10 protein-coding genes and 2 pseudogenes are annotated in these 13397 nt (G+C 50.3%); 3 read left to right on the top strand and 9 right to left on the bottom strand.

From position 1 onward, the window contains the following. Positions 1-479 precede the first annotated feature (479 nt). From dapE to Q3O06_RS10300, 5 genes are all read right to left on the bottom strand, one after another. A complete protein-coding gene (dapE, locus tag Q3O06_RS10320; RefSeq protein WP_167435472.1) occupies positions 480-1625 on the bottom strand; it encodes a succinyl-diaminopimelate desuccinylase in 1146 nt (381 codons plus the stop codon). Between the two features lie 99 nt (positions 1626-1724). Continuing rightward, positions 1725-2345, bottom strand: a complete 621-nt coding sequence (locus Q3O06_RS10315) for an HI_0552 family protein (RefSeq protein WP_300906233.1) — start codon at positions 2343-2345, stop codon at positions 1725-1727. 118 nt (positions 2346-2463) lie between these two features. Next, complete coding sequence (locus Q3O06_RS10310; protein WP_196427785.1) at positions 2464-2973, bottom strand: hemerythrin domain-containing protein; 510 nt, start codon at positions 2971-2973, stop codon at positions 2464-2466. Between the two features lie 92 nt (positions 2974-3065). Then, complete coding sequence (gene azu, locus Q3O06_RS10305; RefSeq protein ID WP_301818760.1) at positions 3066-3635, bottom strand: azurin; 570 nt, start codon at positions 3633-3635, stop codon at positions 3066-3068. Positions 3636-3917: 282 nt separating this feature from the next. Further along, complete coding sequence (locus tag Q3O06_RS10300; protein ID WP_301818759.1) at positions 3918-4340, bottom strand: DciA family protein; 423 nt, start codon at positions 4338-4340, stop codon at positions 3918-3920. Positions 4341-4470: 130 nt separating this feature from the next. Here Q3O06_RS10300 and secA point away from each other — a divergent pair, with 130 nt between their 5' ends. From secA to rpoD, 3 genes are all read left to right on the top strand, one after another. Then, the gene (secA, locus tag Q3O06_RS10295) at positions 4471-7221 is read left to right on the top strand and encodes a preprotein translocase subunit SecA (protein WP_301818758.1); all 2751 of its coding nucleotides are present in this window, start codon (positions 4471-4473) and stop codon (positions 7219-7221) included. Positions 7222-7366: 145 nt separating this feature from the next. Beyond that, a complete protein-coding gene (gene dnaG / locus Q3O06_RS10290; protein ID WP_301818756.1) occupies positions 7367-9139 on the top strand; it encodes a DNA primase in 1773 nt (590 codons plus the stop codon). A gap of 186 nt (positions 9140-9325) precedes the next feature. Beyond that, positions 9326-11254 (top strand): RNA polymerase sigma factor RpoD, encoded by a 1929-nt coding sequence (gene rpoD / locus Q3O06_RS10285; RefSeq protein WP_301818754.1) that lies wholly within the window; start codon positions 9326-9328, stop codon positions 11252-11254. A 39-nt stretch (positions 11255-11293) separates the two neighbouring features. Here rpoD and cas4 read toward each other — a convergent pair. From cas4 to Q3O06_RS10265, 4 genes and pseudogenes are all read right to left on the bottom strand, one after another. Next, positions 11294-11776: pseudogene (gene cas4 / locus Q3O06_RS10280) on the bottom strand (CRISPR-associated protein Cas4); the annotation flags it as partial. Continuing rightward, positions 11752-12108, bottom strand: a pseudogene (gene cas1 / locus Q3O06_RS10275) (CRISPR-associated endonuclease Cas1); the annotation flags it as partial. The pseudogenes cas1 and cas4, both read right to left, overlap by 25 nt. Before the next feature lie 137 nt (positions 12109-12245). Then, positions 12246-12785 carry an ImmA/IrrE family metallo-endopeptidase gene (locus Q3O06_RS10270; protein WP_301818753.1) on the bottom strand — a complete coding sequence of 180 codons (540 nt, stop codon included), beginning with the start codon at positions 12783-12785 and terminating at the stop codon, positions 12246-12248. Further along, positions 12782-13297 carry a hypothetical protein gene (locus Q3O06_RS10265; RefSeq protein ID WP_301818752.1) on the bottom strand — a complete coding sequence of 172 codons (516 nt, stop codon included), beginning with the start codon at positions 13295-13297 and terminating at the stop codon, positions 12782-12784. The genes Q3O06_RS10270 and Q3O06_RS10265 overlap by 4 nt, the downstream gene beginning before the upstream one ends. Positions 13298-13397: the final 100 nt, after the last annotated feature.

Raw genomic sequence — 13397 nt, 5'->3', positions numbered from 1 at the left:
CCCCGATGCCCTCTCCCCAACCCTCTCCCTAGCCCTCTCCCACGGGAGAGGGAATGGATTGCCGTTCAAATAAATTGCTCTACATAAAAATCAATGCGTTATCTCAAACCCACGTTGGGTCTAAGCAAATGGTCGGACATCCGTATCCGACAGCCTATTTTCTTTTCAGACGGCATTGCAAATTTAAGTTTGACGTACGTTCGAAATAAGGCAGTTGATGCGAAGCGAAATTCCGTCGGCGTGCCTGCAACTTGGCTCCCTCCCCTGTGGGGGAGGGTCGGGGAGAGGGTAAAACGGGGCAGATACAGGCAATATTTCCGTTACCGCCCCGATGCCCTCTCCCTAACCCTCTCCCACGGGAGAGGGAATGGATTGCCGTTCAAATAAATCGCCCTACATAAAAATCAATGCGTTATCTCGAACCCACGTTAGGTCTAATCAAATGGTCGGACATCCGTATCCGACAGCCCATCTTCTTTTCAGACGGCCTTTTCAGCCAACAACCGCGCCAATATCCCCTCATACACTGCCGACAGCTTCGGAATATCGTCCAGCCGCACGTTTTCGTTGATTTGGTGGATGGTGGCATTGGACGGGCCTAATTCGATGAGTTCTTTGGCAATGGCTTTGATGAAGCGTCCGTCCGAAGTGCCGCCGGTGGTGGATAATTCGGTCTCTACGCCGCAGGTTTCGGCAATGGCTGCGCGTGCCACGTCGGTCAGTTTGCCCGCATGGGTCAGAAAGGGCTGCCCCGAACACGACCACTGCAAATCATATTGCACGCCGTGTTTGTCCAAAATGGCGTGGACGCGTTGTTTCAGCCCTGCTTCGGTGGACTCGGTGGAGAAGCGGAAATTGAATTTGACGTTCAGCTCGCCCGGAATGACGTTGGTCGCGCCTGTGCCGCCGTTGATATTGGAAATTTGAAAGCTGGTCGGCGGGAAGTATTCGTTGCCTTCGTCCCAGACTTCCTGCGTCAACTCTAACAAGGCAGGGGCAAAAGTATGCACGGGATTGATTGCCAAATGCGGATAGGCAATATGTCCTTGCTTACCTTTGACGGTCAGGTTGCCCGACAGCGAGCCGCGCCGGCCGTTTTTAATCATATCGCCCAATTTGTCCACGGCGGTCGGTTCGCCGACAATGCAGTAGTCGATGAACTCGTCGCGCGCTTTCAACACATCAACGACTTTGGTCGTGCCGTCCAACGCATCGCCCTCTTCGTCGGAAGTAATCAAGAGTGCAATGCTGCCTTGATGGTCGGGATGTTCGGCAACGAAGCGTTCGCAGGCGGTAACGAAACAGGCGATGCTGGTTTTCATGTCCGCCGCGCCACGCCCGTATAATCTTCCGTCGCGCTCGGTCGGCTCGAACGGGGGCGAATCCCATTTTTCAACAGGGCCTGTCGGTACAACGTCGGTATGCCCAGCAAAACAGACAACGGGAGCTTTCGTACCGCGTCGCAACCAGATGTTTTTGGTGTCGCCGAAATGGAGTTCTTCAGCCGCAAAACCGATTTTGTGCAGGCGTTCGGCAAGCAGTTTTTGGCAATCTCGGTCGTCGGGGGTAACGGATGGGCGGGAAATCAATGCTTTGGAGAGTTCTAGGGATTGGGTTTCGGTCATTTTTCGGCTTTTCTGTTTGAGATGCCGTCTGAACGGCGTTTCAGACGGCATTTGATGTTGAATGGAACGGGCTAACGATAGCGAAGCGGGTTCTTCAGGTCAAGCACCATGACACGCTTCGTAAAGCGGCAGCAAATCTTCCACCGTTTCCGCTATCCATTTCGCGACATCCTGCCTGCCCAAATCGTCGCGTTCGATGTGTTTGCCGATGCAGAAAAAGTCTTCGTCGTTTTGCAACTTTCGGTCGGATTCATTTTGCTGCGCGACGGTGCGGTAGTCGTCGTATTCGCTTTCCGCACCGTGCCACATATCGAATGCAGCGTATTTGTCGGTATCGAAATCATCCAGCCAGCGGTTGTATTCCGGCAGTGCAATCGGCGACACGTCGGCTTTGTAGCAGTGCCAATCCAAGCTGACGCTCAGACGGCGGCGGTTAAGTAGTATCGACAGGATGGCAGCAGAGTTCTTGTATTGGGCGTATTTGAAATAGGCAAAGAAATGGGCGCGCACCTGCCAGCCGTTGCACCAGCGTTCGATATGCGGCGGGGCGAAAGGTTCGCCCAATTCGGCGGCAACCTGCTGTATCAGCTGCTGCCATATCTGCCAGTTTTCCTTGTAATCGGCTTTGATTTGCGGAATGCTTTCGGGCTGATATTTTTTAAGCTGGGCAAACTGGAAAAACGGGATATTGAACAAATCGCAGCTTTTCGGGGTCAGCATGATTGGCTTCCTTTTCAGACGACGTGGTTGTGTTACGGGGATACTGGGGTCGCCTGAAACTCTGTTTTCAAGTTTTCAGACGACCTTTGTTTGAAGAAACGGCAATCTGCAAACGACCTTATCTGCGCCTGCGCGCCGCCATGATTTCGCCGATTTTGGTCAGTTTCTCTTTGGGGATAAACGTTTTGCCCATGTCGAACAAAGGCTCTTCAATCGCCAGATGCACATCGTAACCCGCCACAAAGCGTTTGAACGCTTCCGCATCGGGGACATAAGCATTGTCTGCTTCGAGTTTGGCAAATTCGGCAGCCACGGCATCCCAGTTGCCATGTAGGCTTACATGTTGGTGCAAAAGCTCATTCACACTTTCTTGGGCTTGCGGCGCATATTGCAGCAGGAGCGGGAAAAAGTTTTCTTCTTCGTCTTCATGGTGCAGCGGCGCGGCAACGTTGAAATACTGGGCGATTTGGCGGATGGTTTGCAAAACAATCTGATTGCAGCCGTTTTCGGCGATATAGTCCGACAGCATGGCGACTTGTCCGCAGAAACGGCGCACTTTGCCATGGCAGGCATACAGCATTTCAATCGGTTCGGCAAAGGTAACGCTTTTGGTTTCAAACGGATTCATGGTTTTTAGGTTTTATTCTTAAATTAACGTTTCCAAATTATAACAAAACAGCCTGCGCAAGGCAGGCTGTCTGTTTTCAAGCTTTAGACGGATTAGTCAACCAAAGTAACTTTACCGTTCATCAAAGCACCGTGACCTGGGAAGGTACAAGCGAATTTGTATTCGCCGTCAGCCAATTTGGCAGGATCCAGAGTCAAAGAAGACTCTTCGCCGCCGCCGATCAATTTGGTATGGGCAACAACGCGTGCATCGTCAGGTTTAACATAATCGGTATCGGCAGCACCTACGCCGTCTTTAAATACGCCATCCATGTCTTCAGCTTTGGCAATCACGAGGTTGTGACCCATGCTGGCTTTGGGTTGCGTACCGGTATGTTTCAGAGTGATGGTGAACTCTTTACATGCTTTGCTGACTTGGATATCTTTGGTGTTGAACTGCATATTGTCGTTGGATTCGACAGTTGCCGCACAATTGCCGGCAGCAGGGGCTTCGGCAGCATCTGCAGGAGCAGCTTCGGCGGCAGGGGCTTCAGGGGCGGAAGCCGCTTCGGCTGCGGAAGCCTCAGAAGCGGCAGTTGCTTCGGCAGCAGGCGCGGCAGGTTCTTGAGAGCAGGCAGCCAAACCGATAACGGCGGCGGAAATCAGAGCCAGATAAGCTTTCATGATAAATCTCCAAATGATGAAATAATGTTCGGTTTTACGGAAATCAAAGTGCAACCGCCATTAACAAAACCTTGAAAAAGATTCCGCCGAGTTGCACAAACAGATGTTTCGGGGCGGCATTTTGCTACAAACTTCATTTGAAATCAAAGCCTGTTTGCAAGTTTACAATCGTTTACCCCGAAATGGGGCAATTTTACCCAGAACCTATTTCTTTAGTATTAGGGAAGCCGTCCCCCGCCGCGCAAATATTAACGGATATTTACAACATCCCTACCGGCCGCCTTATGCCCCGTGCTTCCTGACCAGCTCCGCCAGCACTGCCGCCAATTCGGGATGCCGTTTTTCTAACTTTGCCGCCGCCGAATCGAAACTCTCCAGCGCAGCCTTACTCAAATGCAGGGTATTGGTTTTCGGCGGTTTTTCCGGTTTCGGGACCAGCCTGACCGAAACAGACCGTATCGAAGCGTCAAGCCCTGCCAACTGCGGCAATACCGACGGCACAATCATCTTCAAACGCGATGCCGCCATATTGTTTGCCGCCAAAAGGATAAGCCTTCCATCTTCGATGCATGCCGTCTGAAAGTGCGGATGCAGATTAGGAGGAAGCAATTTTTTTACCGCAGCATCCAAACGTCGCCATTTCCCCGCCTGTTTCAAAAGCTCCGAAAGCAGTGAATCCTGCCTGCCCAGATGTTCCAGATTCATAAAACGCACACCCCGAAAGATTGAAATACCGCAAACGCGCCTTTATTTCAGACGGCATTAGCACTTTACGCAACCGCTTGTGTTAAAATTACGTTTTCGCCCACTATTATATCAGGCGTAGGAATTATTCATGCTGACAAACATCGCTAAGAAAATTTTCGGCAGCCGCAACGATAGGCTGCTCAAACAATACCGCAAATCCGTTGTCAAAATCAACGCACTCGAAGAACAAATGAAAGCCTTGAGCGATGCGGATTTACAGGCCAAAACAGCCGAATTCAAACAACGCCTGGCTGACGGACAGACTCTGGACGACATTTTGGTCGAAGCCTTCGCCGTCTGCCGCGAAGCATCCCGCCGCGTGCTCGGCATGCGCCACTTCGACGTGCAACTGATCGGCGGCATGGTGCTGCACAACGGTAAAATCGCCGAAATGCGCACCGGCGAAGGTAAAACCTTGGTCGCCACCCTTGCCGTTTATCTCAACGCACTTGCCGGCAAAGGCGTACACGTCGTAACCGTCAACGACTACCTTGCCTCACGCGATGCGGGCATCATGGAGCCCCTCTATAATTTCCTCGGCCTTACCGTGGGCGTGATTATTTCAGACATGCAGCCGTTCGACCGTCAAAACGCCTATGCCGCCGATATTACCTACGGCACCAATAATGAATTCGGCTTCGACTACCTGCGCGACAATATGGTTACCGACCAATACGACAAAGTGCAGCGCGAATTGAATTTCGCCGTCGTTGACGAAGTGGACTCCATCTTAATTGACGAAGCGCGTACCCCGCTGATTATTTCCGGCCAGGCAGACGACAACATCCAGTTGTATCAAATTATGAACACCGTTCCGCCCCATCTCGTCCGTCAAGAGACAGAAGAAGGCGAAGGCGACTATTGGGTCGACGAAAAGGCACATCAGGTCATCCTGAGCGAAGCAGGTCACGAACACGCCGAACAAATCCTGACCCAAATGGGGTTACTGGCAGAAAACGACTCACTGTACTCGGCAGCAAATATCTCCCTGATGCACCACCTTATGGCAGCATTACGCGCGCACTCGCTGTTCCACAAAGACCAACATTACGTTATCCAAGACGGCGAAATCGTCATCGTGGACGAATTCACCGGCCGGCTGATGTCCGGCCGCCGCTGGTCCGAAGGCCTGCATCAAGCCGTAGAAGCCAAAGAAGGCGTGGAAATCAAACGCGAAAACCAAACCCTTGCCTCCATCACCTTCCAAAACTATTTCCGCCTGTACACCAAGCTCTCCGGCATGACCGGTACGGCAGATACCGAAGCTTTCGAGTTCCAAAGCATTTATAACCTCGAAACCGTCATTATCCCGACCAACCGCCCCGTACAACGCAAAGACTTCAACGACCAGATTTTCCGTTCCGCCGAAGAAAAATTCGAAGCCGTCGTCAAAGACATCGAGGAATGCCACAAACGCGGGCAGCCCGTCCTCGTCGGCACGACCAGCATCGAAAACTCCGAACTGGTCTCCCACCTTCTGCAAAAAGCCGGACTGCCGCACAACGTCCTCAACGCCAAAGAACACGAACGCGAAGCGCTGATTGTCGCCCAAGCCGGCAAAGTCGGCGCGATTACCGTTGCCACCAATATGGCGGGACGCGGTACGGACATCGTTTTAGGCGGCAACCTGAAGCACCAGATTGATGCCATCAGAACTGATGAAACCCTGAACGATGATGAAAAAGCCGCACAAATTTCCGCATTGGAAAACGGTTGGCAAGAAGAACACGATAAAGTAATGGAAGCAGGCGGTTTACACATCATCGGTACGGAACGCCACGAAAGCCGCCGTATCGACAACCAATTGCGCGGACGTTCCGGCCGTCAGGGCGACCCCGGATCCAGCCGCTTCTACCTCTCCTTTGAAGACCCATTGCTGCGTCTCTTCGCGCTCGACCGTGCCGCCGCCATCCTCAACCGCCTTGCACCCGAACGCGGCGTCGCCATCGAACACAACCTGCTGACGCGCCAAATCGAAGGCGCGCAACGCAAAGTTGAAGGTAGAAACTTCGATATGCGCAAACAGGTTCTGGAATACGACGACGTCGCCAACGAGCAACGTAAAGTCATTTACAGCCAACGCAACGAAATTTTAACCAGCAAAGACATCAGCGATCTGATGAAGGAAATCCGTTTTGATGTCATCGGCGGACTTGTAGACGTATATATGCCGCCGGACAGCATGGAAGAACAATGGGACATTCCGACTCTGGAAAACCGTCTGGCTGCCGAATTCAGACTGCACGAAGACATTCAGTCCTGGCTGAAAGCAGACAATACAATTGACGGTCAAGACATCAAAGAGCGCCTGATCGAACGCATCGAAAACGAATATGCCGCCAAAACCGAACTGGTCGGCAAACAGGCAATGGCTGATTTTGAGCGCAACGTCATGCTGCAAGTCATCGACACCCAATGGCGCGAACATCTTGCCGCCATGGACTACCTGCGACAAGGCATACATCTGCGCAGCTATGCTCAAAAAAATCCGAAGCAGGAATACAAACGCGAAGCCTTCACGATGTTCCAAGACCTGTGGAACGGCATCAAATTCCATATTGCCTCCCTGCTTACTTCGGTTCAAATCGAACAAAACCCTGTCGCGGCGGTTGAAGAGCAACCCGTCGGCAACATCCAGTCCATCCATTCCGAATCGCCCGATATGGAAGAACTTTTGGGGCAGTCGCAAACCGATCTGGTTACCGAAGCCTTTAATCCCGATGGGACGGATTTCAGCCCCGAAGCCTTGGAAGCGCGGGGGCAAATCGTCCACCGCAACGACCCCTGCCCCTGCGGCAGCGGTTTGAAATACAAACAATGCCACGGCAAACTGGCTTAAGCGTTTGAACGCAAATGCCGTCTGAACATCCGGTTTCCGGCTTCAGACGGCATTTTGCCTGAACCGCCACATCCGACCGCCATTCCGAAAACTCCCGATTTCGTACCGTCCGTACCGAAAACAGACATCCCGTCCGCCCCGCATCATGATTCCATCCGACTTCATTGACGAGCTTTTAGCCAAAACCGACATTGTCGACATCATCGACGAACAGGTTCCGCTGAAAAAAGGCGGGGCAAACTATATGGCGTGTTGCCCGTTCCACAAGGAAAAAACGCCGTCGTTTTCGGTCAGTCCGACCAAGCAGTTTTACCATTGCTTCAGTTGCGGGGCGCATGGTTCGGCGATTGGTTTTGTGATGGAACATCAGGGGCTGTCGTTTCCGGAAGCGGTGCAGTTCCTTGCCGACCGCGTGGGTATGATTGTGCCTAAAGTGCGCGGGCAGAACGATAATCCCGAAGTCCGTGCCGAACGTAAGAAAAAACAGCAGACGCTGGAGGAAACGACGGTTGCGGCGGCGGATTTTTACGCGCAACAGTTGAAATTCAATCCGACGGCGAAGGCTTATTTGGACAAGCGCGGCTTGAGCGCGGAAGTCATCGCGCATTATGGTTTGGGCTACGCGCCCGACGGCTGGCAGCCTTTGGCGCAAGTGTTCCAACCGTATCCTAATACCGCGTTAGTGGATACGGGGATGGTGATTGACAATGAGGGGCGGTATTACGACCGCTTCCGTCATCGGATTATGTTTCCTATCCGCAATCCGCGCGGGCAGGTCATCGGTTTCGGCGGCAGGGTGTTGGACGACTCCAAACCCAAATATCTAAACTCCCCCGATACACCTTTGTTTGACAAAGGGAAAAACCTTTACGGCTTGTATGAGGGGCGTGCTGCTGTCAAGGAAGCGGGGCGGATTTTGGTGGTCGAAGGCTATATGGACGTGGTCGCGCTGGCACAGTTCGGCGTGGGCTACGGTGTGGCGGCTTTAGGTACGGCAACGACAGCGGAACACGTCAAAATCCTGATGCGTCAGGCAGACAGTATTTATTTCTGTTTCGACGGCGACAGCGCGGGGCGAAAAGCCGCTTGGCGCGCGCTGGAAAACGCGCTGCCGCAGTTGAAGGACGACAAATCGCTGCATTTTTTGTTCCTGCCCGAGGAACACGACCCCGACAGCTACATCCGTGCCTACGGCAAAGCGCAATTTGAAGACGCGCTGTTGAATCAAAGCAAGCCTTTGTCGGAGTATTTCTGGGAACATCTTTCAGACGGCATTCATCTCAATACGCAGGAAGGCAAGGCGGAATTGGTGAAAACCAGTTCGCCGCTTTTGGCACAGATTACCGCGCCGGCATTGGCTTATTTGTTAAAACAACGGCTTAGCGAACTGGTCGGCATCGATCCCGACAATCTCGCCCAACTGCTTGGGCAGGAAACGCCGAAGCGGCACGTCAAACAAAAAAGCTACAAACTGCCCCCGATTTCCGTCAAACAGCCTGTTATGCCGACATTGGTGCAACGGCAAATCCGCAGCCTCTTGATAAATCCGGATTGGGCTGCATATATAGACCTGCCCGATTATTTGGCATTGGACGGCGATTTCGCCTGCCTTGCCAACCTCGCCGAAACCATTAAAAACCATCCTTCCGTGCCGGCAACCGCACAGATTTTGGAACATATGCGCGGTTCGCCCTACGAAGAAACAATCAACCGCATCTTCCGGTCGGCCCTTCAATCGGAAGAAATGGAAGGCGGCGGCGAAGAAGATTGCGAAAACTTCCAAATCGGCATCAAAAAACTGCTCAATGAGTTAAAATACAGCCAAATCGAAGCATTGAAACAAAAAAGCCTGCAATCCGGCTTAAATGAAAGCGAGAAAAAACTTTTGCTGTCGCTGCTGACCGCAAAACAAAATTGACCGGCGGATTCCGCCATCCGTAAACCGTTATGCCGTCTGAAAAGCATTTACCCCGGCTGCAACAACGACACCTGCAGAACACCCATCCCAAAAAGCCTTCAGACGGCATCAGAGTACCCTACTCTGCCACGCCTTCAGGTGCGTCCAAACGCAAACCGTCGGCATCTTGCCAACAGAAAGCAGACAATGTCCAAAAACCAAAATCACGAAGAATACCAAGACGATGCCCGCCCCCTGACGATTGAGGAACAACGCGCGCGCCTGCGCCAACTCATCATTATGGGCAAAGAACGCGGCTACATCACCTACTCCGAAATCAACGACGCACTGCCTGACGATATGTCCGATGCCGATCAAATCGACAACATCGTCAGTATGATTTCCGGTTTGGGCATCCAAGTTACCGAACACGCCCCCGATGCGGAAGACATATTGTTAAGCGACAATGCCGCCGTTACCGACGATGATGCCGTCGAAGAAGCCGAGGCCGCCCTTTCCAGTGCAGATTCCGAGTTCGGCAGGACGACCGACCCCGTCCGCATGTATATGCGCGAAATGGGGCAGGTCGACCTGCTGACCCGCGAAGACGAAATCATCATCGCCAAAAAAATCGAAAACGCCCTGAAAAATATGGTTCAGGCCATCTCCGCCTGCCCGGGATCCATTGCGGAAATCTTAGAACTCATCGAAAAAATCCGCAAAGACGAAATCCGCGTCGACGAAGTCGTAGAAGCCATTATCGACCCGAATGAAGTATTGCTCAACGAATTGGGCTTGGGGCACTTGGAAACCACAGTGCCCGAGAAACCTTCCAACGACAATTCGGATGAAAACGAAGACGACGAAGAGTCGGAAGAAGATGCGGATGAAATCTCGGCAGCCAATCTCGCCGAATTGAAACAAAAAGTCATCGGCCACTTTGCCCAAATCGAAAAAGACTACAAAAAAATGATCGGCCGTTTGGAAAAACACCACAGCCGGCACAAAGACTATCTCGCCTACCGCGACGCAATTGCCAACAAACTGCTGGAAGTCCGTTTCGCCACCCGGCAAATCGACAGCCTCAGCAGCAGCCTGCGCGGGAAAGTAGAAAACATCCGCAAACTCGAACGCGAAATCCGCGACATCTGCCTCGACCGCGTCCATATGGAACGCGACTACTTCATCCAAAACTTCCTGCCCGAAATCACCAATCTGGAATGGATTGAAGAAGAAATCACCAAAGGCAGGGTTTGGAGCGACGCACTCGACCGCTTCCGCCACGCCATCCTCGAAAAACAAACCGAGTTGGCGGATATGGAAAAAGAAACCCGCATTTCTATCGAAGAGTTGAAAGAAATCAACAAAAATATGGTGTCGAGCGAAAAAGAAACCGCAGCCGCCAAACAGGAAATGATTCAGGCAAACTTGCGCCTCGTCATTTCCATCGCCAAAAAATACACCAACCGTGGCTTGCAGTTCCTTGATTTGATTCAGGAAGGCAACATCGGCTTGATGAAGGCGGTCGACAAGTTCGAATACCGTCGCGGCTACAAATTCTCCACCTACGCAACCTGGTGGATCCGCCAGGCAATCACCCGCTCGATTGCCGATCAGGCGCGTACCATCCGCATTCCGGTTCATATGATTGAAACCATCAACAAGATGAACCGCATCTCGCGCCAACACCTGCAAGAAACCGGCGAAGAACCCGATTCCGCCAAACTTGCCGAACTGATGCAGATGCCCGAAGACAAAATCCGCAAAATCATGAAAATCGCCAAAGAGCCGATTTCGATGGAAACCCCGATCGGCGACGACGACGATTCGCACTTGGGCGACTTCATCGAAGATGCCAACAATGTTGCGCCGGCCGATGCGGCAATGTACACCAGCCTCCACGAAGTAACCAAAGAAATACTCGAAAGCCTGACACCGCGTGAGGCAAAAGTCCTGCGTATGCGTTTCGGTATCGATATGAACACCGACCACACGCTGGAAGAAGTCGGCAGACAGTTTGACGTAACCCGCGAACGCATCCGCCAAATTGAGGCAAAAGCACTCCGCAAGTTGCGCCACCCGACCCGCAGCGACCGCTTGAGAAGTTTCTTGGACAGCGAAGACAGCAAGTTGTAAACCAAAAAACCGCAGGTTCAAAATACCTGCGGTTTTTTCTTACACAATAAACAACGCTTCCACATATCCCACACTCCCATCCCGTTTCCCCAACAACTCCGGCTGACAGATTTCCACCAGAGAGCAGGATTTGCAGCGTTTGCCGTAGTCGGGCGGCGGGGTTTGTCCGCTGTTTAAAAGTTCGCGGACGACGGCGATGGTGGAGAGGGTTTGGGCGCGTAGGCCGTCTGAAAACACAACGGGGACACGGCGGCGGGTTTGCATATACCACAACGCACCCTCAGAAACGGTTTGCCCCGTCATTTCTTCCAAGCACAAGCCTTGGGCGCAAAGCTGGATTTCGTCCATCGGGTCGGGTTTGGGCTTGCCACGTTTGTATTCCACGGGTTTCAGACGGCCTGTTTTCGTGTCCACTTCCACCAAATCCAATATGCCGCTGATGCCCGGTTTTTCTGCCGAAACGTGTACCGTCCGCTCAAAGCGCACGCCCTTGCGTGTTTCCGGCTCACCCGAATCTTTGCCGCAATGATATTGCGCGCAATCGGCACGGGATTTTGCTCCGACACCCGATACTGCGCCCGACGTAACAGCACATTGCCGCTCTGCCGCCCCTGAAGCTGCCCCAAAAAACGTCCATTTTCGGTAAAAAACGCCAAATTCACATTATTTTCACCGCAAAAACCCAACAAAAACGGCGATACCAGCACATTGCCAAAACAGAAAATATGCCCGATAGAATGCACCGGCAACTGCGCCACTTTCTTACGCTCCTGCTCCACCACTAGCGTCTCCCGCTCCTTATGCAGATAGCTGCCTTGGGTGGTGATGTAGAGCGTGTTTTGCAGCTTGCGCATGGGGAACTCTCCTTGGGGTTTGACCGCACTTTATGAGTGTTTAACAGGGTTGGCCACCTAAAAATCATCAACAGATTAATAAGGATGCAGTCAAAAATAAAGCCTTTTAAAAATAAAAGGCTTTATTACTTTTTTATTTAGATAATACCAAGATTTTTAAGCCGATAGGTCATAGCTTGAACTGATACATTAAAAATTTGAGCCATATTAGAAATAAAATAATCTTGAGGAATACGCTCTTGCTTATAAACGATTTTAAAATTTTCTATAACTTTATTACCTTCACTTAGTATAAATTTTTCTGGCATCAATAATCTAGCTGCAAAGTCATTTGCCTCTGATTCAACTGGATCCCAATAAGATGTTGTTCTACTCATTGTTCTAGTTGTATCAGTAAAGCCATCTGGAGTTGAATCTTTATGCAAGAAAAAATGTCCTAATTCATGAGCAATAGTAAATCGTCTCCTATTAATATGGTTATTTTCGAAAGGGTTAATAAAAATACGAGCAGCTCCATTATTAGGAGGAAATTCAATTTGCCCTACTGTATCATCTGGATAAATTTTATGCTCAATCGAAATATTATAATGTGAACAAATAGTTTCAACATTAATAGGAACAGCTCTTGGTAAAATATTATCTTGGAAAAGTTGTTCCAGCAACATTTCTGGTGTCATAGCTTATCTCCTTGATTATCTGGCTTTATTATCATTCCTTTTAATGCACTAGTTTGTTCTTTAGAAACTCTTTCACTTTCCTGTGATAACTGGCAACGTTTAGATAAAATATCATCTATCTTATCATTTAACCTTTTTTCAAAATGCTCAATAACATTCTCATTTTCCAATAATTTAGAAATTAAATCTCTTCCTAGCTCCGGTTTTTCAGTACATGATTTAATTAAATCAGAAAATAAAGTTTGTTCTTGTATCTGTCTAGATTTTGCAGCTTCTTGAGCAAAAAGATAGCTAGCAACAGCTACAATTATTGCAATGGCGGTAAAAATAAAAGTAGTAAATACAATATATGTGTTAGCTATAGATATTGTATCTGAAACATTAACTACTGGAGGTGCACCAAATAAAACCTGTACTTTTGAAATAACGTAAGGAGATAGGCAGCCTCCAATGAACCCTAAAAATACAATAAAAATAACTCTACCGAGCCATTTTAAAATCTTCTTCACCATAGGTATGGTTCTTTCCTTAATTATTATAAAGATAGATTTCATAAGTTTTATATAAAATTTAATTATAGGTCTATGAAATAATTTCATCTGGACACATTAT

Source organism: Neisseria maigaei, assembly GCF_958267405.1.
Taxonomy (GTDB): Bacteria; Pseudomonadota; Gammaproteobacteria; order Burkholderiales; family Neisseriaceae; genus Neisseria; species Neisseria bergeri.
This window is presented reverse-complemented; position numbering and strand designations above follow the sequence as displayed.